Origin of the sequence: Streptomyces macrolidinus, assembly GCF_023887685.1 — a bacterium.
Taxonomy (GTDB): Bacteria; Actinomycetota; Actinomycetes; order Streptomycetales; family Streptomycetaceae; genus Streptomyces; species Streptomyces macrolidinus.
The window spans coordinates 42,219-68,264 of sequence record NZ_JAMWMR010000026.1; the positions used below are offsets into that span (position 1 = coordinate 42,219).

General features: G+C 70.9%; 23 protein-coding genes. 15 read left to right on the forward strand and 8 right to left on the reverse strand.

The genetic code is table 11. The annotated features are described in order from the left end of the window. Positions 1-4 precede the first annotated feature (4 nt). Together NGF19_RS24285 and NGF19_RS24290 are read left to right on the forward strand one after the other, a co-directional pair. The gene (locus NGF19_RS24285) at positions 5-1,453 is read left to right on the forward strand and encodes an NAD(P)H-quinone dehydrogenase (RefSeq protein WP_252427406.1); all 1,449 of its coding nucleotides are present in this window, start codon (positions 5-7) and stop codon (positions 1,451-1,453) included. 144 nt (positions 1,454-1,597) lie between these two features. Further along, complete coding sequence (locus NGF19_RS24290; RefSeq protein WP_308288526.1) at positions 1,598-2,563, forward strand: DeoR/GlpR family DNA-binding transcription regulator; 966 nt, start codon at positions 1,598-1,600, stop codon at positions 2,561-2,563. Positions 2,564-2,657: 94 nt separating this feature from the next. Here NGF19_RS24290 and NGF19_RS24295 read toward each other — a convergent pair whose 3' ends face one another. After that, positions 2,658-4,430, reverse strand: coding sequence for an acetyl/propionyl/methylcrotonyl-CoA carboxylase subunit alpha (locus NGF19_RS24295; protein ID WP_252427407.1), 1,773 nt, complete (start codon positions 4,428-4,430; stop codon positions 2,658-2,660). Between the two features lie 353 nt (positions 4,431-4,783). On the opposite strand from NGF19_RS24295, the gene NGF19_RS24300 reads away from it, so the two are divergent. Continuing rightward, a complete protein-coding gene (locus NGF19_RS24300; protein WP_252427408.1) occupies positions 4,784-5,260 on the forward strand; it encodes a hypothetical protein in 477 nt (158 codons plus the stop codon). Positions 5,261-5,271: 11 nt separating this feature from the next. Here the strand turns inward: NGF19_RS24300 and NGF19_RS24305 are convergent, their stop codons facing one another. From NGF19_RS24305 to NGF19_RS24315, 4 genes are all read right to left on the reverse strand, one after another. Beyond that, positions 5,272-5,892, reverse strand: coding sequence for a Maf family protein (locus NGF19_RS24305; RefSeq protein WP_252427409.1), 621 nt, complete (start codon positions 5,890-5,892; stop codon positions 5,272-5,274). Positions 5,893-5,929: 37 nt separating this feature from the next. Further along, entirely contained in the window at positions 5,930-6,058 is a 129-nt protein-coding gene (gene mmpB / locus NGF19_RS30800; RefSeq protein WP_289737066.1) for a morphogenic membrane protein MmpB, read from the reverse strand. 137 nt (positions 6,059-6,195) lie between these two features. Further along, complete coding sequence (locus tag NGF19_RS24310; protein ID WP_252427410.1) at positions 6,196-6,405, reverse strand: acyl-CoA carboxylase epsilon subunit; 210 nt, start codon at positions 6,403-6,405, stop codon at positions 6,196-6,198. Between the two features lie 24 nt (positions 6,406-6,429). Next, positions 6,430-8,013, reverse strand: coding sequence for an acyl-CoA carboxylase subunit beta (locus NGF19_RS24315; RefSeq protein ID WP_252427411.1), 1,584 nt, complete (start codon positions 8,011-8,013; stop codon positions 6,430-6,432). Positions 8,014-8,159: 146 nt separating this feature from the next. Between NGF19_RS24315 and NGF19_RS24320 the strand changes: the two genes are divergently transcribed. Together NGF19_RS24320 and NGF19_RS24325 are read left to right on the forward strand one after the other, a co-directional pair. Continuing rightward, a complete protein-coding gene (locus NGF19_RS24320; RefSeq protein WP_252427412.1) occupies positions 8,160-9,038 on the forward strand; it encodes a biotin--[acetyl-CoA-carboxylase] ligase in 879 nt (292 codons plus the stop codon). 180 nt (positions 9,039-9,218) lie between these two features. Next, complete coding sequence (locus NGF19_RS24325) at positions 9,219-10,361, forward strand: adenylate/guanylate cyclase domain-containing protein (protein ID WP_252427413.1); 1,143 nt, start codon at positions 9,219-9,221, stop codon at positions 10,359-10,361. Positions 10,362-10,404: 43 nt separating this feature from the next. Here the strand turns inward: NGF19_RS24325 and NGF19_RS24330 are convergent, their stop codons facing one another. Beyond that, the gene (locus NGF19_RS24330) at positions 10,405-11,001 is read right to left on the reverse strand and encodes a hypothetical protein (RefSeq protein ID WP_252427414.1); all 597 of its coding nucleotides are present in this window, start codon (positions 10,999-11,001) and stop codon (positions 10,405-10,407) included. A 229-nt stretch (positions 11,002-11,230) separates the two neighbouring features. On the opposite strand from NGF19_RS24330, the gene NGF19_RS24335 reads away from it, so the two are divergent. The 3 genes from NGF19_RS24335 (at position 11,231) to hutH (ending at position 14,944) form a co-directional block, all read left to right on the forward strand. After that, a complete protein-coding gene (locus NGF19_RS24335) occupies positions 11,231-12,037 on the forward strand; it encodes an enoyl-CoA hydratase/isomerase family protein (RefSeq protein ID WP_252427415.1) in 807 nt (268 codons plus the stop codon). A 103-nt stretch (positions 12,038-12,140) separates the two neighbouring features. Further along, positions 12,141-13,280, forward strand: a complete 1,140-nt coding sequence (locus tag NGF19_RS24340) for a GGDEF domain-containing protein (RefSeq protein ID WP_252427416.1) — start codon at positions 12,141-12,143, stop codon at positions 13,278-13,280. Positions 13,281-13,402: 122 nt separating this feature from the next. After that, positions 13,403-14,944 carry a histidine ammonia-lyase gene (hutH, locus tag NGF19_RS24345; protein WP_252427476.1) on the forward strand — a complete coding sequence of 514 codons (1,542 nt, stop codon included), beginning with the start codon at positions 13,403-13,405 and terminating at the stop codon, positions 14,942-14,944. A 125-nt stretch (positions 14,945-15,069) separates the two neighbouring features. Here the strand turns inward: hutH and NGF19_RS24350 are convergent, their stop codons facing one another. Then, positions 15,070-15,369 (reverse strand): hypothetical protein, encoded by a 300-nt coding sequence (locus NGF19_RS24350; protein ID WP_252427417.1) that lies wholly within the window; start codon positions 15,367-15,369, stop codon positions 15,070-15,072. Between the two features lie 120 nt (positions 15,370-15,489). Between NGF19_RS24350 and NGF19_RS24355 the strand changes: the two genes are divergently transcribed. The 6 genes from NGF19_RS24355 to NGF19_RS24380 all read left to right on the forward strand — a co-directional run bounded on the left by NGF19_RS24355 (position 15,490) and on the right by NGF19_RS24380 (position 23,756). Beyond that, positions 15,490-15,843, forward strand: coding sequence for a hypothetical protein (locus NGF19_RS24355; protein WP_252427418.1), 354 nt, complete (start codon positions 15,490-15,492; stop codon positions 15,841-15,843). Between the two features lie 219 nt (positions 15,844-16,062). Continuing rightward, entirely contained in the window at positions 16,063-17,319 is a 1,257-nt protein-coding gene (locus NGF19_RS24360; RefSeq protein WP_252427477.1) for a L,D-transpeptidase, read from the forward strand. A 174-nt stretch (positions 17,320-17,493) separates the two neighbouring features. Further along, positions 17,494-18,948: an ABC transporter permease gene (locus NGF19_RS24365; protein ID WP_252427419.1), complete on the forward strand. Its 1,455-nt coding sequence runs from the start codon at positions 17,494-17,496 to the stop codon at positions 18,946-18,948. 84 nt (positions 18,949-19,032) lie between these two features. After that, positions 19,033-19,716 (forward strand): ABC transporter ATP-binding protein, encoded by a 684-nt coding sequence (locus NGF19_RS24370; protein WP_252427420.1) that lies wholly within the window; start codon positions 19,033-19,035, stop codon positions 19,714-19,716. A 191-nt stretch (positions 19,717-19,907) separates the two neighbouring features. Beyond that, positions 19,908-23,201 (forward strand): S8 family peptidase, encoded by a 3,294-nt coding sequence (locus NGF19_RS24375; RefSeq protein WP_252427421.1) that lies wholly within the window; start codon positions 19,908-19,910, stop codon positions 23,199-23,201. Positions 23,202-23,369: 168 nt separating this feature from the next. Continuing rightward, positions 23,370-23,756 carry a VOC family protein gene (locus NGF19_RS24380; protein ID WP_252427422.1) on the forward strand — a complete coding sequence of 129 codons (387 nt, stop codon included), beginning with the start codon at positions 23,370-23,372 and terminating at the stop codon, positions 23,754-23,756. A 79-nt stretch (positions 23,757-23,835) separates the two neighbouring features. Here the strand turns inward: NGF19_RS24380 and NGF19_RS24385 are convergent, their stop codons facing one another. Then, positions 23,836-24,564: a DUF2637 domain-containing protein gene (locus tag NGF19_RS24385; protein WP_252427423.1), complete on the reverse strand. Its 729-nt coding sequence runs from the start codon at positions 24,562-24,564 to the stop codon at positions 23,836-23,838. A gap of 528 nt (positions 24,565-25,092) precedes the next feature. On the opposite strand from NGF19_RS24385, the gene NGF19_RS24390 reads away from it, so the two are divergent. Next, complete coding sequence (locus tag NGF19_RS24390; RefSeq protein ID WP_252427424.1) at positions 25,093-26,028, forward strand: DUF5996 family protein; 936 nt, start codon at positions 25,093-25,095, stop codon at positions 26,026-26,028. Positions 26,029-26,046 lie beyond the last annotated feature (18 nt).

Genomic DNA, 26,046 nt, shown 5'->3' on the forward strand with positions numbered 1-26,046 from the left:
GACAATGGGGTACGTGACTCGGATCGTGATCATCGGTGGCGGACCCGGCGGATATGAAGCGGCGCTGGTGGCCGCGCAGCTCGGGGCGGAGGTGACCGTCGTCGACTGCGACGGTCTGGGCGGCGCGTCGGTGCTCACCGACTGCGTGCCCTCGAAGACCCTCATCGCCACGGCCGAGGTGATGACCACCTTCGATTCGTCGTACGAAGAGCTGGGCATCCTGGTCGCCGACGACACCCCGCCGCTGGAGCAGACCGCGCGCGTCGTCGGGGTGGACCTCGGGAAGGTCAACCGTCGGGTGAAGCGGCTCGCGCTCGCCCAGTCCCACGACATCACCGCGTCCGTCACGCGCGCCGGCGCCCGCGTCCTGCGCGGCCGTGGCCGGCTGGAGGGCATGCAGGGCCTGGACGGCTCGCGCAAGGTCGTCGTCCGGGCGGCGGACGGCAGCGAGGAGACCCTCACCGCCGACGCCGTGCTCATCGCGACCGGCGGTCACCCGCGCGAGCTGCCCGACGCCCAGCCGGACGGCGAGCGCATCCTCAACTGGACCCAGGTCTACGACCTCGACGAGCTGCCCGAGGAACTCATCGTCGTCGGATCCGGTGTCACGGGCGCCGAGTTCGCCGGGGCGTACCAGGCCCTCGGCTCCAAGGTCACCCTCGTCTCCTCGCGCGACCGCGTGCTGCCCGGCGAGGACCCCGACGCCGCCGCTGTCCTGGAGGACGTCTTCCGGCGGCGCGGCATGAACGTGATGGCCCGCTCGCGCGCCCAGTCCGTCAAGCGCGTCGGCGACCGGGTCGAGGTCACCCTCTCCGACGGCCGCGTGATCACGGGCTCGCACTGCCTCATGGCCGTCGGCGCCATCCCCAACAGCAGCGGGATGGGCCTGGAAGAGGCCGGGGTCAAGCTCCGCGAGTCCGGACACATCTACACCGACAAGGTCTCCCGTACGACGGCTCCGGGCGTGTACGCGGCCGGTGACGTCACCGGCGTCTTCGCCCTCGCGTCCGTCGCCGCCATGCAGGGCCGGATCGCCATGTACCACTTCCTGGGCGACGCGGTGGCCCCGCTCGACCTGAAGGCCGTCTCCTCGAACGTCTTCACCGACCCCGAGATCGCGACCGTCGGCTACACGCAGGCGGACGTCGACGCGGACAAGATCGACGCCCGGGTCGTCAAGCTGCCGCTGCTGCGCAACCCGCGCGCCAAGATGCAGGGCATCCGCGACGGCTTCGTCAAGATCTTCTGCCGCCCCGGCACCGGGATCGTGGTCGGTGGTGTGGTCGTCGCGCCGCGTGCCTCGGAGCTGATCCACCCCATCTCGATCGCGGTCGACAACAACCTGACGGTCGAACAGATCGCGAACGCCTTCACCGTGTACCCGTCCCTGTCGGGCTCGATCGCCGAGGTGGCACGGCAGTTGCACACCCGGAAGCTCACGGCCGAGTCCTGAGTCCAGCCGCGGCCCGGGTGACGTTCCGGTGACGTTCGGGCGGGAGAGGCTCCTATATCATCTCCCGCCCTCCGTTGCGAACAACTTCTGTTATTCGGCGCAAACTGCTGAAACCAGACGGTCGTCGGCGTTACTGTCAGTTTCGTGTTCGCTGCAGAACGTCGCCAATTGATCCTCGAAATGGTGCGAGCGAACGGTGCCGTGTCGCTCCGTGAGCTCGCCCGCGTCGTCCAGACCTCCGAAGTGACCGTACGGCGGGACGTGCGTGCACTGGAGGCAGAAGGACTCCTCGACCGCCGGCATGGCGGTGCGGTACTGCCGGGCGGGTTCACGCGAGAGTCCGGCTTTCCGCAGAAATCGCATCTCGCGACCGCCGAGAAGACGGCCATCGCCGACCTCGCCGCGAGCCTCGTCGAAGAAGGCGAGGCCATCGTGGTCGGGGCCGGTACCACCACGCAGGAACTGGCGCGCCGGCTCGCCCGGGTGCCGGGGCTGACCGTGGTCACCAACTCCCTGTTGGTGGCCCAGGCGTTGGCCCATGCCAACCGCGTGGAGGTCGTGATGACCGGCGGCACCCTGCGCGGCTCCAACTACGCCCTGGTCGGCAGCGGTGCGGAGCAGTCCCTCCAAGGGCTGAGGGTCTCCAGAGCCTTCCTGTCCGGGAGCGGGCTCACCGCCGAGCGCGGCCTGTCCACGTCCAACATGCTCTCGGCGTCCGTCGACCGCGCGCTGGTGCAGGCCGCCGCGGAGGTCGTCGTCCTCGCCGACCACACCAAGCTCGGTGCGGACACGATGTTCCAGACCGTGCCCACGGACGTCATCACGCATCTGGTGACGGACGACCCGCCCGCGCACGACGACCGTGCGGCCACCGAACTCCAGGCCCTGGCCGACCAGGGCGTCCAGATCGCGGTCGCCGGAGCGGCGGGCGGCGGTACGGTCGGCGGCGACCCCGTTCCCACGGAGCGCCGCCGGCGCCGGGACGTGCCCCTGCCCGGCCAGCGCCGCAGCCAGGGTCCCGGGGGCGGTCCGCAGTTGCGCAGCGCGACGGTCCTCGGGGAGCCGCCCACGGGAGAACGCGCGCGCGTGGCGGATCTGCGCCGCCGCTGACCGCGGGACCACGCGAGGCGCCCGGCGCACCCGCTCTGTGCGGGTCCGCCGGGCGCCTCGTACCACCTACGTCTGCGTCAGTCCTTGATCTCGGTCAGTCCTTGATCTCGCAGATGACCGCGCCGGAGGTGAGGGACGCGCCGACCTCGGCGCCCAGGCCCTTGATGGTGCCCGTCTTGTGCGCGTTCAGCGGCTGCTCCATCTTCATCGCCTCCAGGACGACGACCAGGTCGCCCTCCTTGACCTCCTGGCCCTCCTCCACGGCGACCTTGACGATCGTGCCCTGCATGGGCGAGGCGAGGGCGTCACCGGAGGCGAGGGGGCCGGACTTCTTGGCCGCCCGCCGCTTCGGCTTGGCGCCCGCCGCCAGCCCCGTACGCGCCAGGGACATGCCGAGCGACGAGGGCAGGGACACCTCCAGCCGCTTGCCGCCGACCTCGACGACGACCGTCTCGCGGCCCGCCTCCTCCTCGGCCTCCGCCTCAGCAGTCGCCGTGAAGGGCTTGATCTCGTTGACGAACTCGGTCTCGATCCAGCGGGTGTGGATCGTGAACGGCTCGGCGGAGCCGGTCAGTTCCGGCGCGAAGGCCGGGTCCTTGACGACCGCGCGGTGGAACGGGATGGCGGTGGCCATGCCCTCGACCTGGAACTCCTCCAGGGCACGGGAGGCCCGCTGGAGAGCCTCCTCGCGGGTACGGCCGGTCACGATCAGCTTGGCGAGGAGCGAGTCCCAGGCCGGGCCGATGACCGAACCCGACTCCACCCCGGCGTCCAGACGCACACCGGGCCCGGTCGGCGGGGCGAAGGTGGTCACGGTGCCGGGGGCGGGCAGGAAGTTACGGCCCGGGTCCTCGCCGTTGATGCGGAACTCGAAGGAGTGGCCGCGCAGTTCGGGGTCGCCGTAGCCGAGTTCCTCGCCGTCGGCGATACGGAACATCTCGCGGACGAGGTCGATACCGGCGACCTCCTCGGTGACCGGGTGCTCCACCTGGAGACGGGTGTTGACCTCCAGGAAGGAGATCGTGCCGTCCACGCCGACGAGGAACTCCACGGTGCCCGCGCCCACATAGCCGGCCTCCTTGAGGATGGCCTTCGACGCGCGGTACAGCTCGGCGGTCTGCTCGGCGGACAGGAACGGCGCCGGGGCCTCCTCGACCAGCTTCTGGTGGCGGCGCTGGAGCGAGCAGTCACGGGTGGAGACGACGACCACGTTGCCGTGCTGGTCGGCCAGGCACTGGGTCTCCACATGGCGGGGCTTGTCGAGGTAGCGCTCGACGAAGCACTCACCGCGGCCGAAGGCGGCGACGGCCTCGCGGACCGCCGACTCGTACAGCTCCGGAACCTCTTCCAGCGTGCGGGCGACCTTCAGACCGCGCCCGCCACCGCCGAAGGCGGCCTTGATGGCGATCGGCAGGCCGTTCTCCTCGGCGAACGCCACGACCTCCTCGGCACCGGAGACCGGGTCGGGCGTACCGGCGACCAGCGGGGCACCGGCGCGCTGGGCGATGTGCCGGGCGGCCACCTTGTCACCGAGGTCCCGGATGGCCTGCGGCGGCGGGCCGATCCAGATCAGCCCGGCGTCCAGCACCGCCTGGGCGAAGTGCGCGTTCTCGGAGAGGAAGCCGTAGCCGGGGTGGATGGCGTCCGCGCCGGAGTCCTTGGCGGCCTGCAGGACCTTCTCGATGTCCAGGTAGCTGGTGGCCGGAGTGTCACCGCCCAGGGCGAACGCCTCGTCCGCGGCACGGACGTGCAGGGCGTCCCGGTCCGGGTCGGCGTACACGGCCACGCTCGCGATCCCGGCGTCACGGCAGGCCCGGGCGACACGGACAGCGATTTCGCCACGGTTGGCGATCAACACCTTGCGCACGATGGCTCCCTCTCCTTGAAACAAGCCGAGTTTAGGGACTGCCGACACGAGGTTTCGACCCGTCCCCAGTGGTGAGCTTGCCCACACGGAGCGTGAAACCAGGCTCACTCAAGCTGTGAAATCCCTTGTCGCGCCGCCGCACATGGGGATCCTGCGGAAAACCCTAGCCCTCCGACGTGGTCGAGGTCTCTATGAAGTAGTCCCGCCGCAGCTCGTGTTTCTTTGTGGAGTCCCTACTAATGGCCCAACGATTCTTTGCCTTCGCCGAACCCCTTGCCCCGTGGTTTACCCATGAGTAGCGTTCGGAGCATCTCAAAACTACTCGCGGTAACACGTGGCGCGCGCGAAGGTGGGTGGGGTCGGTGGTCCGCAGGCCGGTGGCGGGGGTCGTGGCGGCCGTCCTCTTCGTGGAGGCGCTCGGCCTCGCGTTCGTGAACTGGTTCCTCGGTGTGGTCGTCGACCGGCAGGACATGTCCCTGGCCGGGCTCGACCCGCACACGATGTCCGTGTCGTCGAAGGCGGCCGGTGTCGTCTTCGGGCTCTACTTCGCGCTGTGCGCCCTGGCCGCGCTGCTGGTCGCCGTGCGCGACCGCGCTCCGTCCGGCTTCTGGCGCGTGCTGCTGGTCACCGCCGCCGTGGTGCACGCGCTGCTCGGGGCCTTCGCGATCGGCCTGCTCGGCTGGGGCGCGTTCGCGTGCATGATGCTCGTGCTCGGGCTGATCCTGCTTACCCTGATGACGTACGACCGCCCGGCGCGCACCGCCGAGCCGGGCGACAGCGACGCCCCGAAGACCCCGGGAAGCGGCGGCACCGAGGCGGTCGCCCCCTGACGCCTACCGGCTCACTCCTCGCCAGTGGCCCACAACTCCGTGATCTGGACGCCCAGTTGGGCGAGCAGTCGGCGCACCATCGGCAGCGAGATGCCGATGACGTTGCCGTGGTCGCCGTCGATGCCGTCGATGAAGGGCGCCGAGCGGCCGTCGAGCGTGAACGCCCCGGCCACGTACAGGGGTTCACCGGAGGCGACGTACGCGGCGATCTCCTCGTCCGTCGGCTCGCCGAAGCGGACCACGGTGGACGCGGTGGCGGACGCGTACCGGCCGCTGACCGTGTCGTAGACGCAGTGGCCGGTCTGGAGCGTGCCCGCACGGCCGCGCATCGCCTTCCAGCGGGCCGTCGCCTCCTCCGCGTCCGCGGGCTTGCCGAGGGCCTCGCCGTCCAGTTCGAGCACCGAGTCGCAGCCGATCACCAGCGCGCCCATGAGCTCGGGCTTCGCCGCCACGACGGAGGCCTTCGCCTCGGCCAGCGCGAGCGCGAGTTCCGCGGGGGTGGGGGCGGTGACGGCGTCCTCGTCGACCCCGCTCACCACGACCTCGGGCCGGAATCCGGCCTGGCGGAGGAGCCCGAGCCGGGCGGGGGACTGGGACGCGAGCACGAGACGGCGGCGGGGCTGAACGGTCATGTGCTCAGCGTATCGGCGCCCCTCGGTCGCGCGCCCCTCATCGGGTGCCGATGACGATCATCGCCAGCACCATGGCCAGCGCCATGAGGACCCCCAGCCGCCGCAACATGTCCTGAGCGCGACGGAGTTCGTCGGGCGGCTCGTTCTCGGGGTCGGACCACAGCATGCCGTCGATCGTGACCCGGCGAGGCACCCCGGCGCCTGAGTACGCGTACTCAACTTGACCTGCGCCCGAGCGCGCGCAGGGGGCGCGGACGGTCCCGCCCACGCCCCCCTCGGTGTGCTCTGGTGCCTGCCGAGGCGCTAGCTCGGCCAGTAGGTGCGCGACCAGGACGCCGGTCCCGGCTGGGGCAGTCGGCGGCCCGCGATGCGCGCCGGGTCGGCCCAGGCGTCCGGTGTGCGCGCCGCGCCCGGCGGCACGGAGGCCGCCGCCGCGGCGCGCGCTCGGACCACCGCCAGTGCGGCGGCCAGCTCCTCCGGGGTCGGATTGCCCCGTACGACCTTGATCGTCATCTCAGCTCCCACAGCTCAGGGGGCCTACAGGGGGATGTTGCCGTGCTTCTTCGGGGGCAGGTTCTCGCGCTTCGTCCGCAGCCCGCGCAGCCCGCGGACGATGTGGCGGCGGGTGTCGGACGGCATGATCACCGCGTCGATATAGCCGCGCTCGGCCGCGATGTACGGGTTGAGCAGCGTGTCCTCGTACTCCTGGATCAGCCGGGCGCGGGTCGCCTCCGGCTCGTCCGCCTCGCCGATCGCGCGGCGGTGCAGGATGTTGACCGCGCCCTGCGCGCCCATGACGGCGATCTGGGCGGTCGGCCAGGCCAGGTTCAGGTCCGCGCCCAGGTGCTTGGAGCCCATGACGTCGTAGGCGCCGCCGAAGGCCTTGCGGGTGATGACCGTGATCAGCGGGACCGTCGCCTCGGCGTAGGCGAAGATCAGCTTGGCGCCGCGGCGGATGATGCCGGTGTGCTCCTGGCCGACGCCGGGCAGGAACCCGGGCACGTCGACGAAGGTGAGCACGGGAACGTTGAACGCGTCGCAGGTCCGCACGAAGCGCGCGGCCTTCTCGCTGGCGTCGATGTCGAGGCACCCGGCGAACTGCATCGGCTGGTTGGCGACGATGCCCACCGGGTGGCCCTCGACCCGGCCGAAGCCGGTGACGATGTTCGGCGCGAACAGCGGCTGCGTCTCGAAGAACTCGGCGTCGTCCAGGACGTGCTCGATCACCGTGTGCATGTTGTACGGCTGGTTCGCGCTGTCCGGGACGACCGTGTCCAGCTCGCGGTCCTCGTCGGTGACCGACAGGTCCGCCTCCTCCGGGAAGACCAGAGGCTCGCTGAGGTTGTTGGACGGCAGGTACGACAGCAACTGCTTGACGTACTCGATGGCGTCCTTCTCGTCCCCGGCCATGTGATGGGCCACACCGGAGGCGGTGTTGTGGGTACGGGCGCCGCCCAGCTCCTCGAAGCCGACGTCCTCACCGGTGACCGTCTTGATCACGTCGGGGCCGGTGATGAACATGTGCGAGGTCTGGTCGACCATCACCGTGAAGTCGGTGATGGCGGGGGAGTAGACCGCGCCGCCCGCGCACGGCCCGACCACCAGGCTGATCTGCGGGATCACGCCGGAGGCATGGGTGTTGCGGCGGAAGATCTCGCCGTACGCGCCGAGGGAGGCGACGCCCTCCTGGATCCGCGCGCCACCGGAGTCGTTGATGCCGATGACCGGACAGCCCGTCTTCAGCGCGAAGTCCATGACCTTGACGATCTTCTGGCCGTAGACCTCGCCGAGGGCACCGCCGAAGACCGTGAAGTCCTGGGAGAACACGGCGACCGGACGGCCGTCGACCGTGCCGTAACCGGTCACGACCCCGTCGCCGTACGGCCGGTTCTTCTCCAGTCCGAAGTTGGTCGTACGGTGCCGGGCGAACTCGTCCAGCTCGACGAACGAGCCTTCGTCCAGCAGCAGTTCGATCCGCTCACGGGCCGTCAGCTTGCCCTTGGCGTGCTGCTTCTCGACGGCGCGCTGTGAGCCGGCGTGCGTAGCTTCCTGGACCCGGCGCTGGAGGTCCGCCAGCTTGCCCGCGGTGGTGTGGATGTCGATCTCTTCCGGCTCTGCCATCGGGATGCGGCTCCCTGCTTGCTCATGGGGGACGAGGGGTGAGGTGCTAGGAGAATGCTCAGAAGGGCGAACGGTTACTCATCCGTAGCGTAGTGCTGTGCCTACCGATCAGCAGTGCGGTGTTCAACACACCTAGGGTGGCTTGCATGACGCCCCGAGACGCCTCTGACGCGAACGAATCCGGCGGCCCCGGCCGCTGGTCCGACCTGGACCGACCGCCCCTGAACGCCACCGCGCTGCGCCGGGCGCTGGTGCGGGAGGGCGGACTGTGGACCCGTATCGAGGTGGTGCCCCGCACGGGCTCCACCAACACCGATCTCGTCGCCCTCGCCGCGTCCGGCGACGCCGCCGAGGGCACGGTCCTGGTCGCCGAGGAGCAGAGCGCCGCCCGCGGCAGGCTCGACCGCGTCTGGACGGCTCCGCCCCGCTCCGGTCTCTTCTTCTCGGTGCTCCTCGAACCGGCCGGGGTGCCGGTCGCCCGCTGGGGCTGGCTGCCGCTGCTGACCGGGGTGGCGGTGGCGACCGGGCTCGCGCGGGCCGCGGGCGTGGACACGGCACTCAAGTGGCCCAACGACCTCCTCGTCACTGTGGCCGGGGAGGAGCGCAAGGCGGGCGGAATCCTCGCCGAGCGCGCGGGCGAGCACGGGATCGTGATCGGCATCGGCATCAACGTCTCCGTCCGCGCGGAGGAACTCGCGGTGCCCACGGCGGGCTCGCTGGCCCTGGCGGGCGCCCGCACCACGGACCGCGACCCGCTGCTGCGGGCCCTGCTGCGCTCCCTCGAGGACTGGTACGGCCGCTGGGTCGCGGCGGGCGGCGACCCGGTGGCCAGCGGCCTCCAGGAGACGTACGCGGCGGGCAGCGCGACCCTGGGCCGCCAGGTGCGCGCGGAGCTGCCCGGCGACCGCTTCCTCACCGGAGAGGCGGTCGCGATCGACGGCGACGGCCGCCTGGTGCTCGCGACCGCGGACGGGGTGCAGCAGCCGGTGGGCGCGGGGGACATCGTGCATCTGCGGCTGGCGTAGTCCGGCGGCGGCGCGGCCCCGGAACGCGGCCACCTCGGCAAACGGTGCGGCCCCGGTGCCGGGTGCCCGGGAGCCGTAGGGCTGCCGGAGGCAACCGGTTGAGGAGTGAGCTACCGCACACCTGCCGTAGAGTTGACCGCGGTCGATACCTGACCGCGGCAGATCGGAAGGGCAGCACGCGTGACCGTCGACGACACGGGCTCGGGCACGGGCGGACCCCTCGCCCCCGACGGTGAGCCGGGGCGGGACGCACAGGCCGAATCCGACGAGAACCCTCTCGCGCTCCGCCTGGAACAGCTCATCCTGGGCGCCGAGCGCCGGTACACCCCCTTCCAGGCGGCCCGCAGCGCGGGCGTCTCGATGGAGCTGGCGTCCCGGTTCTGGCGGGCGATGGGCTTCGCGGACATCGGCCAGGCCAAGGCGCTCACGGAGGCCGACGTGCTGGCGCTGCGCCGCCTCGCCGGTCTGGTCGAGGCGGGCCTGCTGAGCGAGGCGATGGCGGTGCAGGTGGCCCGTTCGACGGGGCAGACCACCGCCCGGCTCGCGGAGTGGCAGATCGACTCCTTCCTGGAGGGCCTCACCGAGCCCCCTGAGCCCGGCATGACCCGTACCGAGGTGACGTACCCCCTGGTCGAACTGCTCCTGCCGGAGCTGGAGGAGTTCCTCGTCTACGTCTGGCGGCGCCAGCTCGCCGCCTCGACCGGCAGGGTCGTCCAGGCCGCGGACGACGAGGAGATGGTCGACCGCCGGCTCGCGGTCGGCTTCGCGGACCTCGTGGGCTTCACGCGCCTGACCCGCCGCCTGGAGGAAGAGGAACTCGGCGAACTCGTCGAGGCGTTCGAGACGACCGCGGCCGATCTGGTCGCCGCGCACGGCGGACGGCTGATCAAGACCCTGGGCGACGAGGTGCTGTACGTGGCGGACGACGCCGGTACGGCCGGGGAGATCGCCCTGCGGCTCATCGAGACGATGGCGCACGACGAGACCATGCCGGAACTGCGCGTGGGCATAGCCTTCGGCACGGTGACCACCCGCATGGGCGATGTCTTCGGTACGACGGTGAACCTGGCGAGCCGGCTCACCTCGATAGCCCCGCGGGACGCCGTCCTGGTCGACGGCGCGTTCGCGGAGGAGCTGATCCGTACGGCCGAGGCGCCCGCCTCCGAGGCGGAGGCCGCCGAGGCCGTGACCACCGCGGAGAAGGAAGGCGAGGAACCGCCCTCCTACCGGTTCGCGCTCCAGCCCATGTGGCAGCGCCCGGTGCGCGGCCTCGGCGTGATCGAACCCTGGCTGCTGGCGCGGCGGGACGGGACGCCGTCGTAGCCCGTCCTCCCTCCTCGCTCCCTCGACCGTTCGACTTGCTCCCTCAACCGTTCGACGCGGACAGGTCGGTGACGCACAGCCCGATGACCGGGACGCACAGGTCCGAGGTGCTCGGGTGCGGGGCGGGGACCGGCGCCGGGGCCGGGTTGCGGGTGGTCGTGGTGGGGGACGGTACGGGCCGCGGCGACGCGGGTGTCGTCGGGCTCGGGAGGCCGCGGGTCCGTGCGGCCGTGGGGGTCGAGGGTGCCTCGGGGATACCGGTCGCGGGGTCGCTCGGTCGCGGGGCCGACGAGGCGGGCCGCTGGGTGGTGCGAGCCCTCGGGCTCGGGCTCGCGCTCACCTTGCCCGGTACGGCGGTCGCGGAGCGGCTCGCCGGACGCGGGGGCGGCGTGGCGGCGAGCGTGTCCGCCGCGCTGGTGGCAACGCCGGTGGGGTCGATCCGGGGCTCGGTCTCGACGGTCTGGCTGCCGCCCGTCGCCGACGGGGAGGCCAGGCGTACGAGGCTCAACGCCCCGGCGGCGAGCGCCAGCCCGCCGACGGTGCGGGCCATGCGCCGGGGGCGGGGCTTGCGGTGCCGGCCCGCGGACCGGCGTCGAAGAGGAGCGTCGTGCGTCGTCGGCGTGGTGGCCGTGTCCGTCATGGTCGCCCTTCCCCGGTGTGTCCGCACTCCCCGCCACGGGTCATGTGGGTCATGACGGTGCGCAGGCTATGAGCCGGGGGCGGCCGGGAAGGCGGAGACGGCCCGGATATCACCCGAACGGGGGTGTGCGGTTCCCTCTCACGGGAACTCCAGGAGGCTTCCGCCGGGGCGGCTTCGGCTGCGATGATCGACGCACAGGTTGTTAACCCGCGTTAACCGGGAGGGTGTCATGGCGGAGCAGGGCGACGAGCGGCGGTTCGGCGAACACGTCGTCGTACGACGGCACGGGTATGTCGCGGAGCTGGCGCTCGACCGGCCCAAGGCGATGAACGCGGTGTCCACGCAGATGGCGCGCTCGCTGACGGAGGCGTGCACGCATCTGGCCGCCGACCGGGACGCGCGGGTGACCGTGCTGACGTCGACGCACGAGCGGGCCTTCTGCGTGGGCGCCGACCTGAAGGAGCGCAACTCCTTCACGGACGCCGACCTGATGCGCCAGCGGCCCCTCGCGCGCGCCGCCTACACGGGCGTCCTGGAGCTGCCGATGCCGACGATCGCCGCCGTGCACGGCTTCGCGCTCGGCGGCGGCTTCGAACTGGCGCTCTCCTGCGACCTGATCGTGGCGGACCGCACGGCGGTGGTCGGGCTGCCCGAGGTGTCCGTCGGCGTGATCCCCGGCGGCGGGGGCACCCAGTTGCTGCCCCGCAGGGTGGGCGCGGCGCGCGCGGCGGAGCTTATCTTCACCGCGCGGCGCCTGGAGGCCGCCGAGGCGCGGGAGCTGGGCCTGGTCGACGACCTCGTGGCGGAGGGCCGGGACCGCGCCGAGGCGCTCGCCCTCGCGGCCCGTATCGCCGCGAACTCCCCGGTGGGCCTGCGCGCCGCGAAGCGCGCCCTGCGGCTGGGGCACGGCCTGGACCTGCGCGCCGGTCTCGAGGTCGAGGACGCGGCGTGGCGCTCGGTGGCGTTCTCCGGGGACCGGGCGGAGGGAGTGGCGGCGTTCAACGAGAAGCGCAGCCCGCAGTGGCCGGGCGAGTAGCCCTCTGCCACTCGCCAGGCCGCTCGGACATGGGTGCGGCGGCGGGAGAGCCGTACGGCGCATCGATGTCCCGTATCGCCCGGAACGTCCCTAGCCTGGAGGAATGGGTGAGGACAGTCGGCTGAGGGCCGTGGTGGCGCTGGCGCAGGGGATGGCCGCCGCGCAGGCTCCGCGCGAGTCCTGGCAGGCCGCCGCGCTCGGCGCGTGCCGGGCGCTCGCCGGGAACTTCGCCGCGCTCTCCGTGTGGGAGCGCGACCTGGGGCGGCTGCGGGTCCTGGCCAACGTGGGGGAGCTGGCGCCGGGCGAGGAGGAGTTCCCGGAGCACGAGGCGTACCCCGTCCACCAGTTCCCGGAGATCACCGAGTTCCTGCACGAGCGCTGGGCGGGCGGCGGCGGGGCGAGCGCCTGGGTGGAGACCGCGGAGGGCCAGGCCGCCGAGCACGCCGGGTACTGCCACCAGCGCGTGGCCGCCCTGCGTCGGCGTCGGCGCGGCTGCTGCGTCGTCGCGCCGCTGGTGCTGCACGGCCGCGCCTGGGGCGAGCTGTATGTGGCCCGCCCGGCCGGTGCGCCCGTCTTCGACCCCGCCGACGCCGAGTTCGCGACCGTCCTCGCCTCGGTCGTCGCCGCCGGTATCGCCCAGACCGAACGCCTGGAGGAGGCGCGGCGGCTGGCCTTCACCGACTCCCTCACCGGGCTCGCCAACCGCCGCGCCGTCGACGTCCGCCTGGACGAGGCGATCGAGCGGCACCGCGAGGAGGGGGTCGGCGTCTCGCTCGTCGTCTGTGACCTCAACGGGCTCAAGCGGGTCAACGACACCCAGGGCCATGCCGTGGGCGACCGGCTGCTGGAGCGCTTCGGGTCCGTGCTCTCGCTGTGCGGCGCCATGCTGCCGGAGACCCTGGTCGCCCGTCTCGGCGGGGACGAGTTCTGTCTCCTCGCCGTCGGTCCGTCGGCCGACGAGGTCGTCCGGATCGCCGACGAGGTCTGCCGTCGCGCGGCCGAACTGGAGTTGGGCGACGGCGTCGCCTGCGGGGTCGCCTCGACCCTGGACCCCATCGGGCCGGTCCGCTCGGGCCGCCGGTTGTTCCGCCTCGCGGACGCGGCCCAGTACCGGGCCAAGGCCCTGGGCGCCGCGAAGCCCGTGGTCGCGGGGCGCGAGGGGCCCGAGGATCCGGTGGTGCGCCTGGCCGACACGCCTCCGCCCACGGGCGAGCGCCGCCGGTTCCGCGGGCGTCCGTCCTGAGCGCGACTGTCTCGCCCGGACCGCCCCCGGACCACCCCAGGCCCCCTTCGCTCAGGCGAGGGCCGCTCGCCAATCACCTAGTGACATCATCGAATTCACTGCGTACGCTCCTGAATATGGATATGCACACTGTGGTGGTGGGGACGTCCGGAGTCACCGCGTCCGACGTGCTCGCCGTGGCCCGCGCGAACGCCCGGATCGAGCTGTCCGAAGAGGCCCTCGCGGCCCTCGCGGAGGCTCGCGCGATCGTGGACGCGCTGGCGGCCAAGCCGGACCCCGTCTACGGGGTCAGCACCGGGTTCGGCGCGTTGGCGACCCGGCACATCGGCCAGGAGCTGCGCACCCGGCTGCAGCGCAACATCGTCCGCTCGCACGCGGCCGGCATGGGCCCGCGGGTCGAGCGGGAGGTCGTACGCGCCCTGATGTTCCTGCGGCTGAAGACCGTCTGCTCGGGACACACCGGTGTGCGCCCCGAGGTCGCCCTGTCCATGGCGGACATCCTCAACGCGGGCATCACCCCGGTCGTGCACGAGTACGGCTCGCTCGGCTGCTCCGGCGACCTGGCCCCGCTGTCCCACTGCGCCCTGACGCTCATGGGCGAGGGTGACGCCGAGGGCCCCGACGGCACCGTACGGCCCGCCGCCGAACTCCTCGCCGCCCACGGCATCGCCCCCGTGGAGCTGCGCGAGAAGGAGGGGCTCGCCCTGCTGAACGGCACGGACGGCATGCTCGGCATGCTGATCATGGCGCTCGCGGACCTGGAGACGCTGTACAAGTCGGCCGACGTCACCGCCGCGCTCTCGCTGGAGGCGCTGCTCGGCACGGACAAGGTCCTGGCGCCCGAGCTGCACGCGATCCGCCCCCACCCCGGCCAGGGCGCGTCGGCCGCCAACATGCTCGCGGTGCTCAAGGGCTCGGGTCTGACCGGCCATCACCAGGACGAGGCGCCGCGCGTGCAGGACGCGTACTCGGTCCGCTGCGCACCGCAGGTCGCGGGCGCGGGCCGGGACACCATGGCGCACGCCCGCCTGGTCGCCGAGCGCGAACTGGCCTCGGCGGTCGACAACCCGGTGGTCCTGCCCGCGGACGGGCGCGTCGAGTCCAACGGCAACTTCCACGGCGCGCCGGTGGCCTACGTCCTCGACTTCCTCGCGATCGCCGCGGCGGACCTGGCGTCGATCGCCGAACGCCGCACGGACCGCCTGCTCGACAAGAACCGCTCGCACGGCCTGCCGCCCTTCCTGGCCGACGACCCGGGCGTCGACTCGGGCCTGATGATCGCTCAGTACACCCAGGCGGCGCTGGTCAGCGAGATGAAGCGGCTCGCGGTCCCGGCCTCCGCCGACTCCATCCCGTCCTCCGCGATGCAGGAGGACCATGTCTCGATGGGCTGGTCGGCGGCGCGCAAGCTGCGCACGGCCGTGAACAACCTGACCCGCGTCCTCGCGATCGAGCTGTACACGGCGGCGCGGGCCGTCGAACTGCGCGAGGGTCTGACCCCGGCCCCGGCCACCCGGGCGGCGATCGACGCGCTGCGCGAGGCGGGCGCCGAGGGTCCGGGTCCGGACCGCTTCCTGGCCCCGGACCTCGCGGCGGCGGACGGGTTCGTCCGGGCGGGTCGGCTCGTGTCGGCCGTCGAGCGGGTCACCGGACCGCTGACCTGAGCACGGGCACAGGCCTGAGCACCATGACGGGGGCCGCCGACGCGAAGACGACGGCGGCCCCCGGAACAGGCCCTACGCGGTTGTAGTCCCTCGCAGCCCGTAGTCCGTACTCCTAGTCCGTAGTACTAGGACGCCCCCAGGCGCTCCCTGCGCACCGAGTACGTCACGAACCCCGCGCCCAGACACAGGAAGAGCGTCCCGCCCACCACGTACGGGGTCGTGTCCACGGCTCCCGTGTCGGCGAGCCGGGTCTCCGTGCTCGCCGGTTCCGCGGCGGTGCTCCCGGTCGTGGCCGGCTGCCCGGAGGGGTCCGGGGCGGCACCCGCGGACGGGACGAACCACAGGGCCCCCAGCAGGGTTCCCGCGAGGGTGGCGGTGAGCAACGTCCTGCGGGGGGTGGACGACGATCGACGTGCGGCGGACACCAAATACCGATCCTCTTGTGACGCTTGCGAATTGGCGTGTGGGTCGATGCTAGTGAAAGGCGCGGGCCGCGGGAAAGTCGCGGCCCGTCCCGGCTTGCTCCGGGCCGTACGCTGCCCGCCATGAGTACTCCAGAGACATCGCGGTATGTCCGTATTCGTACGGAGTTGGTCGTCAAGGTCGACGACGCGGGCGCCGTCACCAAGGCCGCGCTGTGCCGTATCGCCGAGGATCCGGACATGCCCGAGGGTGAGCGCGCGTACACCGAGGGCGCGGTCGCGGACGACGCCGCCGAGGCCCTCGCCTACCTCGTAGACCCCTCCGACCTGCTCGGCGACCTGCCGGGGGTCGAACTCGCCCAGGCCTCCTGGAGCAGCGAGTCGATCGACTACGACCCGGACTCGCCGGACTGGGCCCTCGACGCGGAGGACGAGGCGGACGACGCCGAGGAAGGGGAGGTGGTCCGGCTCGGCTGAGAAGTCTTGGGGAAATCGTGACCCCGGGTGGCAACCGACACCCGGGGTCCTGTCGTCTCTCAGGGCGCTCCCTGGTGTCCCGTGCGGCCGAGACCGGTCGCGTATCCCTCGATCCGACGTGGCGTTCCCCACATCTTCCCGAACGAGGAACGGGACGAACCGGTCGGAGCGTTGAGGTTGCTGCGTGGGCCCATGGGCTCTTACGGGAATTCGGCGATGATGGAGGAGCATGTGAAGACGGACAGTAGGCGGCGCAAGGTTCTGTCGGCCGCGTCCGCACTGCTCGGCGGGATGCTCGTACTCACGGCATGCGGCGGGGGCAGCGAAGCGGCCAGTAACGGCGATGCCACCTCGCAGGCCAAGGTGGACGAGGCGGCGGCCGAGAAGGCCTCCGAGGCACAGATCAAGATCGCGCCCGCGGACGGTTCCGACAACGCCTCCATCAACAACGCCGCCAAGGTCACGGTCGCCAAGGGGACGCTGACCAACGTCTCCATGACCACCGCCTCCGGCACGGCCGTCGACGGGCAGATATCCGCCGACAAGAAGAGCTGGGCCCCCAGCACCAAGCTGGAGCGGGCGACCACCTACAAGGTCACCGCGACGGCCAAGGACTCCTCGGGCCGCGAGGCCCACGAGAACGCCTCCTTCACGACCGTCGCCCCGGCCCACTCCTTCATAGGCAACTTCACGCCGGAGGACGGCTCCACCGTCGGCGTGGGCATGCCGGTCTCGATCAACTTCGACAAGGCGATCAGCAACAAGGCCGCCGTCCAGAAGAAGATCAGCGTGACCTCCAGCAGCGGCCAGGAGGTCGTCGGTCACTGGTTCGGCGCCAACCGGCTCGACTTCCGCCCCGAGGACTACTGGAAGGCGGGCTCCACCGTCACCCTGAAACTCGACCTGGACGGTGTCGAGGGCGCGAGCGGTGTGTACGGCGTGCAGCAGAAGACGGTCACCTTCAAGATCGGCCGCAACCAGGTCTCGTACGTCGACGCGAGCACCAAGCAGATGAAGGTCACCCAGGAGGGCAAGGTCGTCAAGACCATCCCGATCTCCGCGGGTTCGCCGCAGAACAAGACGTACCAGGGCCAGATGGTGATCTCCCAGAAGTTCAAGGAGACCCGGATGAACGGCGCGACGGTCGGCTTCAAGGACAGCGACGGCAAGGGCGAGTACGACATCAAGGACGTGCCGCACGCCATGCGCCTGACCACCTCCGGCACCTTCATCCACGGCAGCTACTGGGGCGGCGGGGTCTTCGGCGTGGCGAACACCAGCCACGGCTGCGTCGGCCTGTCGGACGCCAAGGGCGCGAACGACCCGAACACCTCCGGCGCGTGGTTCTTCGAGCACTCGCTCATCGGTGACGTCGTGGTCGTCAAGAACACCGGGGACAAGACGGTCGCCCCGGACAACGGCCTCAACGGCTGGAACCTCGACTGGGCCCAGTGGAAGGCCGGTTCGGCCGTCTGACGCCGAACTCCCCGCGTTCTCCTGTGACTTCACGAGACGCCTGACCGCACCAGGACGCCCGCCGCCCCCAGGGACGGCGGGCGTCCTGCTGTACGCGCTCGCGGAACGCGGGTTCTCATCGTTCTCTCAGCGCGGGCTCAAGGGTTCATCAGGGTGCTTGCCTAGCTTTCGACCATGTTCTTCACCTACCTGAGGCGCGAACTGCGCCGCCGGAGAAAGGCGGCGCTCGTCGTCGCCTCCGGGCTCGCCCTGGGCATCGCTCTGGTCATCGTGGTCAACTCCGTGTCCTCCGGCATGGGCAAGGCGCAGGACAAGGTTCTGCAATCGCTGTACGGACTCGGCACCGACATGACCGTCACCAAGGCGGCCGAGTCCCCGAAGAGCGGCGACGCGCAGCGGCCACGCTTCCGCTTCGGCGCCCGTGGCAGCGACTCCGAGGAGAAGCAGAGCAGCGATCGCGTGATGGTGCAGGGCTTCCAGACCCTGGCGAACAGCACGGTCGCCGAGGTCGGCGCGCAGAAGGGCGTGTCGGACGCCGTCGGTGGGCTGAGCCTGCAAGTCATCAAGATCAGCGGCGAGTTCAAGCAGGGCGAGTTCAAGCGGGACCAGGGCGGCGGCGGCCGGACGGGCATGCCGGGCGGCGCGCCGCAGGGCCGTGTCGAGGGCGGCGGCGCCGACTTCGACGTCAACAACTACTCGGTCTACGGCACCGACGTCACCAAGTCCGCGCTCGGCCCGCTGACCTCCTCGAAGATCACCAGCGGCCGTACGTTCAAGACGTCGGAGACGAACGCGGAGGTCGCCGTCGTCGACTCGGCGTACGCCAAGAAGAACAAGATCGAGGTCGGTGACACCGTCACCATCAAGAGCGTCAAGTTCAAGGTCGTCGGCATCGCGACGGCCGACAGCGGCGACTCCGCGGCCGACCTGTACGTGCCGCTCCAGCAGGCCCAGACGCTCGCCGACGCCAAGAACAAGGTCACGACGATCTACGTCAAGGCGACGGACTCGCAGCAGATCGACAGCGTCAAGAAGACCATCCAGCAGAACATCTCGGGGACGACGGTCACCACCTCCGCCGACCTCGCGAGCACCGTCTCCGGCTCCCTGTCCACCGCGTCCGGCCTCGCCACCAACGTGGGCAAGTGGCTGTCCGTCGCGGTGCTCGTGGCCGCGTTCCTGGTCGCCGGACTCCTCACCTCCTCCGCGGTCTCCCGCCGGGTGCGCGAGTTCGGCACGCTCAAGGCGCTGGGCTGGAAGTCGGGCCGGGTGACCCGGCAGGTGATCGGCGAGGCGATGGTCAACGGCCTGGTCGGCGGCGCCCTCGGCATCGCGCTCGGCCTCGCGGGCGCCTACGCCGTCACCGCGATCAGCCCCACGCTGCAGGCCGAGATCGGCGGTGGCGGCGGTGGCTTCGGCGGTGGTCCCGGTGGCGGTGGTGGCGGCTTCGGCGGCCCCGGCCGAGGGGCCGCGAAGACCCTGGAGGTCGCGCTCACCGCGCCGGTCGGCCTCACCACCATCGGCCTCGCCGTCGGCCTCGCGGTGGCGGGCGGTCTGGTCGCCGGTGGCTTCGGCGGCTGGCGCGCCTCGCGGCTGCGCCCCGCGGACGCCCTGCGCCGCGTCGAGTAGCACCCGCGGCGTCATAGCTCGCGCGACCTGGGGCCTGCCCTGACCGTAGGCCCCAACCCCCTTTCGTCATCCAGGAGTTGGACCATGTACGAACTCAGAGGCGTCACCAAGCGCTACACGCGGGGCAAGGAGACCGTCCAGGCCCTGGACGGAGTCGACCTCACGATCGGCGACGGCGACCGCCTCGTCATCCAAGGACCCACCGGCGGCGGCAAGTCCACGCTGCTCCAGATGCTCGGCGGGCTCGACCAGCCCACCTCGGGCAGCGTCGAACTCGACGGCACCGACCTCGCCCGGCTCTCCGAGGCCCGGCTCACCAAGGTGCGCGGCGAGAACATCGGCTTCGTCTTCCAGAGCTTCAACCTCATTCCGACGCTCACGGCCCAGGAGAACGTCGAGACCGCCCTCGTACCGCTCGGGGTGAAGGGGAAGGAGCGCCGCGAACGGGCCGCCGAGGCGCTGGAGTCGGTCGGTCTCGGCGAGCGGCTCGGGCATCTGCCCGCCGAACTGTCGGGCGGTCAGCAACAGCGCGTCGCCATCGCCCGAGCGCTGGTGAAGCGGCCGAAGGTGCTGCTCGCCGACGAACCGACGGGGAACCTCGACGAGTCCACGCGCGACGAGATCATGGGCGTCCTGGACACCCTGTGGAAGGAGCACGGGCTCACCTTCGTGATGGTCACCCACGACTCCACGATCGCGAGGAAGGCGCCGCGCCTCGCGACCATCCGCAAGGGGAAGATCACGGTCAAGGAGAACGTGACGTCCTGAAACGTCGTCGGTCGGACCGCCCAACTCGTACCCCGCGGGGCGAGTTGAGGCATTGATCACCCCCCAGGCATACTGCTCGCCTGGGGGTTGACGTACGTGCGTGCGACGCGCGTCTGTTCGAGACCCCCTCCGGCCGGGTGACAGGGGATGTGCCCGGACCTTCTTCTCCAGGGGGAGATGTGCGCAGACAAGTGAAGAAAGCATGCGCGGCGACCGTGGCCACGGCCGCCGCCGTGGCGCTGGCGGCGGGCATGACCAGCCCGGCGACAGCGCAGCCCGAGACCCTCTCCGGCCGCGGCTCGGCCGCCCTCGCGGGCGAGCACCGCATCACGCTGATCACCGGAGACCGGGTCGCCGTCGACGCCAAGGGCCGGGTCGTCGGCCTGGAGCGGGCGAAGGGCCGTGAGAACGTCCCGGTCCAGGTGCGCAAGATCCAGGGCCACACCTATGTGATCCCGGCCGACGCGTCCGCCATGGTCGCGACCGGCAAGCTGGACCGGCGGCTGTTCGACGTCACGGGGCTCAACTCCGCCCGCAGCCGCGAGAATCAGCGTGACGGCCTGAAGGTCATCGTCGGCTACAAGGGCGCGGCGAACACCGCGAAGGCCGACGTCCGTGAGGCGGGCACGCTCCGCCGGAACCTGAAGTCCCTGAACGCGGACGCGCTGCAGACGTCCCGCAAGGAGGCGCCCGAACTGTGGCGGGCCGTCACCGACGGCCGCACCACCGCCTCCGGCATCGCGCACGTCTGGCTCGACGGCGTCCGCAAGGCCAGCCTCGACAAGTCCGTACCGCAGATCGGCGCTCCCACGGCCTGGTCGTCGGGGTACGACGGCAAGGGCGTCAAGATCGCCGTCCTGGACACGGGCGTCGACGCGAACCACCCGGACCTCAAGGGCCAGGTGATCGCGGCCAAGAACTTCTCCACCGCCTCCGGCACCGCCGACAAGGTCGGTCACGGCACGCACGTGGCGTCCACCGCGGCCGGTACCGGCGCGAAGTCGAACGGCACCTACAAGGGCGTCGCACCCGGTGCCAAGATCCTCAGCGGCAAGGTCCTGGACGACGACGGGTACGGCGACGACTCCGGCATCCTCGCGGGCATGGAGTGGGCGGCCCAGCAGGGCGCCGACATCGTCAACCTCAGCCTGGGCGGCGCGGACACCCCCGGGATCGACCCGCTCGAAGCCGAGGTGAACAAGCTCTCCGAGCAGAACGGCATCCTCTTCGCGATCGCCGCGGGCAACGAGGGCGAACTCGGCGACCGGACCGTCGACTCCCCGGGCAGCGCGGCCGACGCGCTCACCGTCGGTGCCGTCGACGGGGCGGACAAGCCCGCCTCCTTCTCCAGCCGCGGCCCCGGCCTCGACGGCGCGGTCAAGCCCGATGTCTCCGCGCCCGGTGTGGACATCACCGCGGCCTCGGCCGCGGGCAGCGCCATCGCCAAGGAGTACGGCGAGAAGCCGGCCGGCTATGTGACCATCTCGGGTACGTCGATGGCCACCCCGCATGTCGCGGGCGCCGCCGCCCTCCTCAAGCAGCAGCACCCCGACTGGACCTACGCCGAGCTGAAGTCCGCGCTCGTGGGCTCCGCGAAGGGCGGCAACTACACGCCGTTCCAGCAGGGTTCGGGCCGGATCGCCGTGGACCGGGCGATCGCGCAGACCGTACTCGCCGAGCCGTCGTCCCTGAGCTTCGACGTCGCACAGTGGCCGCACACCGACGACGCACCGGTCACCAAGGAGCTGACGTACCGCAACACCGGTACGACCGACGTGACGCTGTCGCTCGCGCTGACGGCCACCGGCCCCAAGGGCCAGGCGGCGCCCACCGGCTTCTTCACGCTGGGCGCGCAGGAGGTCACCGTCCCGGCCGGCGGCACGGCGTCGGTGCCCGTCACCGTCGACACCCGCCTGGGCGGCAGCACCGACGGCGCGTACTCGGCGTACGTGACGGCATCGGGCGGCGGCCAGAGCGTACGGACGGCCGCGGCCGTGGAGCGCGAGGCGGAGTCGTACGACGTCACCCTGAAGTACGTCAACCGCGCCGGGCAGAAGCCCGTCCACCTCACCGACCTCTTCGCCACCTCGGGCGCGAACGCGGGCGGGGACTACTTCTCCGACAGCAACGCGACCAGCGTCACCCTCCGGGTGCCCAAGGGCACGTATCTGCTGGACTCGATGTCGGTGAAGAACCCGGACTCGTTCGCGGGCGGTCTCGACTGGCTGGTCCAGCCGAAGCTGAGCATCACCAAGAACACCACCGTCACCCTGGACCTGACCAAGGCGAAGCCCGCCGACATCACGGTGCCGGGCACGGTCAAGCCGGTGTCGGCCACGGTCTCCTACGCCTACGACCCGGCCGGATTCCAGACCGGTCTCATGGCGCCGTCCTTCAAGGACGTACGCGTCGCGCACGTCGGCGGCTCGCTGGCCTCCGGGCTGCGGCAGAGCTGGTTCGGGCAGTGGAGCAAGGGCGGCGCGGCCGAGTACGACGTGTTCACCGCCGCCAAGGTGACGAAGCTGCAGGGCGCGCACGTGCGCCACTACAAGGCGAGCGAACTGGCCACGCTCAAGGTGAAGCTCGGGTCGCCGACGAGCGGCAAGACCGGCGCGGTCGGCGCCACCGCCGAACTGCCCACGGACGTCGGCTATAACACCGGGGTCGCGCAGAAGCTGCGCAGCACGCGCACGCTGTACGTCTCGACCGGTGAGCGGGTCAAGTGGTCGCTCGACGTGACCCAGTTCTCGGGCAAGAAGGACGCCGAGGGCTTCCCGGTCCCGGAGGCCTTCTACACGCTCGGCGACCCGCAGACCTTCAAGGCGGGCAAGAGCTACACCAAGACCTTCAACACGGCCGTGTTCGGGCCGAGGGTCGGCACCTACTACGGCATCTTCCGTGACGGCAACGAGATCTCCGGCTCGCTGCCGCTGTTCGCGGACGGCCAGACGCACGCCGGGTCCTCGGACTTCACGTCGGTCAAGACGACGCTGTACCGCAACGGCACCAAGGTCGGCTCGAACGACGACCCGCTGTTCGGCCTCGAGAGCTTCAAGGTCCCGGCCGGCGAGGCCTCGTACAAGCTGACGACCTCGGTCTCGCGCAGCGCCAAGGTCGCCGCGGCCTCCACCCGCGTCGACGCTACCTGGACGTTCAAGTCCAAGAAGGTCTCGTCGGCGAAGCTGCCCGCCTCGACGGCCCGCTTCGCCGCGACCACCGGCCTGGACAGCCGCGTCACCGCCGGCAAGAAGGCCACGACCCCGGTCTCGGTGCAGGGATCGGCCGCGGGCAAGAACCTCAAGTCCCTGTCGGTGTACGTCTCGTACAACGGCGGCAAGACCTGGACCAAGGTGACGGTCAAGAAGGGCAAGATCACCTACAAGAACCCGAAGAAGGACAAGGGCCTCTCGTTCCGCGCCAAGATCACCGACAAGAAGGGCAACACGTCGACGATCTCGATCATCAACGCGCTGTACGGCAAGTGATCGACAGCGACGGGACCCGATAGCGACAGGACCCGATCGCGACAGGGGCGGCCCGCCTGGAAGCACGGCTTCCGGCGGGCCGCCCGTGCGTCCGCCCGTCTCATCACTCGCCCCGGGGCGCTAGCGTGGGAAGTGGTTCTGGCACTCAGGCGACAGGAGGCCCGACCCATGTCCGTCGAACTGAATCACACGATCGTCGCCGCGCACGACAAGCAGGCATCGGCACAGTTCTTCGCGCAGATGCTGGGGCTGGAGGTGGATCCCCAGTACGGCCCGTTCATCCCGGTGCAGGTCCCGAACGGCGTGACGCTGGACTTCATGGAGACCAGCGACGCGATCACCCCGCAGCACTACGCGTTCCTGGTCTCCGAGGGCGACTTCGACGCGATCTTCTCCCGGATCCGCTCGGCGGGCCTGCCGTACTGGGCCGACCCGCACCACCACCAGCCGGGCGAGATCAACCACCGGGACGGCGGTCGCGGAGCGTACTTCGACGACCCGAACGGTCACAACCTGGAGATCCTGACGCGGTCGTACGGCAGCGGTCCGCACTGACGCCGGGGGCGGCGCGTGCCCAGAACACCTGGGGCCGCGCCGCCCTGTCCCCGGTCGGCCTTCGGGGCCGGTCCTCGGGTCAGTCCCTGCTGGGCGCGGCGTGCCGGGGGCGGTACTTGTACGAGACCTGGCCGACGAGCTCCCGGAAGCACACCAAGGCGGTGATCGGCGGAATGCCGACGATCACCATCGACAGCGCGGAATGCGAGGAGTTGCTGACGCAGAGGGCCACCGCCGTGGCGGAGGCGATCAGGATGACGGACCAGGAACGCCGTGCCGTGCGGTGCTGAAGGGACGCTCGCAGGATCGACAGCGCGGCGACGAACCACGGCCCGTACACCGTCAGCGGCCACCACTGCGCCAGCGGCGCGGGCAGGACGATCGAGGCGATGGCGCGCAGTTGGTTGTACGAGTAGGCGACGGACCAGCCCAGCATGGCCACCGCGCAGGCCGCGATGGTCGCGATCAGGATCGTGCCGGGGTCGAAGCGCTGACCGGTGTCGAGGGTGTGCGCTCCCGGCCGGGGGCGCCGTCGGTCCATCCGGTGGCGATGCGGCCCGTTCAGCGGGGCCGGAGCGGGTTCCGCGGTGGTCGTTGCGGTGGTCACGCCGGACAGCATCCGGGCCAGTTCCTCGTCCGGGTCCCAGGTGTTGGTCATGAAGTCCGGGCCGGGCGAGCCCCAGACGTGATGCGTCTCCAGGGGGACGGCTTCGTAGGAGTGCTGCCCCAGGGTGTCGTATGTGTCGTAGTCGGTTCTCAGGGCGAACTGAAAGTCGTAGAGGCTCGATTCACCTTGCTGCCTGTCCATTCTCCAGCTCCTCCGCGCCCTTGGTCAGGGCGCTCCGTCCAGAGTGCGCAGGTATTCGCTCTCCATCTCGCCGATCCGCTGGAGGAATTCTTCGAGAAGGTCCGAACAACCCTTGAAGTACGCGTCACTTCCGGGCGGTTCGCAGCACACCGTTCCGCTTCCGGCGGGAGTCTGATCGTCTGGTTCGTTCCAAGTCACGATCACCTAACGAGCGCCATGGGGTGAGAGGTATCCGGCATTCGGGGGAATGGAGTGATGGTGAATCGTTTCTTCGGTCGGATGACAATACCTGGTCGACGTAATTCAGGATATGCGTGCACCGCATTGTCAGATGAATAGCATTTCACGTTCTGTCATGCGTATGGATGGGGATACGGGTGGTTGGGTGCTGGGCGGCCGGGTGCCGAATGCCGGGTGTCGGGTGCCGTGTGCGGCGGCTGGGCAGGGGTGCGGCGGGGGGCGCCTCTCGCGTGGTCGGTCCCGCCACCGGGTCATAGGCTGGATGGACGACGTCTGCCGGGAGGTGTGATGACCGGGCGTACTCAGGCGGAGAAGGTCGGGACCTGGCCGAGGCTGCGGGTGGCGGACTGGGTCGAGACCCGGGACACCCTGCATATGTGGACCCAGATCGTCGGCAAGATCCGGCTGGCCCACGCCCCCACCGCAAATCACTGGTGGCAGGTCACCCTGTACGTCAGCGCGCGCGGCCTGACCACGTCCGCGATCCCGTACCGCACGGGGGTGTTCGATATCGAGTTCGACTTCGTGGACCACCGGCTGTACATACGTGTCAGTGACGGACGACGGCGCGAGGTGGTGCTGGAACCCAAGCCGGTGTCCCAGTTCTACGCCGAAGTCATGGGCGCGCTGGGGGAGTTGGACATCCAGACCCGGATCAACCCCCGGCCGAACGAAGTCGAACAGGCCGTCCCTTTCGCCGAGGACTTCCGGCACGCTTCCTACGATCCGCATGCCGCGTGGTTGTTCTGGGGCCAACTGATGCAAGCGAACCGGGTGTTGGGGAAATTCCGGTCGCATTTCGTCGGCAAGGTGAGCCTGGTGCACTTCTTCTGGGGAGCGATGGACCTCGCCTGCACCCGCTTCTCCGGGCGCCCCGCCCCGCCGCACCCTGGCGGGGGCATCCCCAACTGCCCGGACTGGGTGACCAGGGAGGCCTACTCCCTCGAACTGTCGAGCTGCGGGTTCTGGCCCGGGGGTGGCGAGGAGGGCGCGTTCTACGCGTACGCCTATCCGGAACCCGCGGGCTTCGCGGACTACGCGGTCCGTCCTGAGGAGGCGTCCTACCGGCGTGACCTCGGCGAGTTCGTCCTGCCCTACGAGGTCGCCGCCACCGCCGACGATCCGGACCGGATGTTGGGCGACTTCCTCCAGAGCAGCTACGAGGCAGCCGCGGAGTCGGGCGGCTGGGACCGGAGGGCGCTGGAGGGCGAGCCGCACCCCTGAGCGGACCGGGAGCCGCTG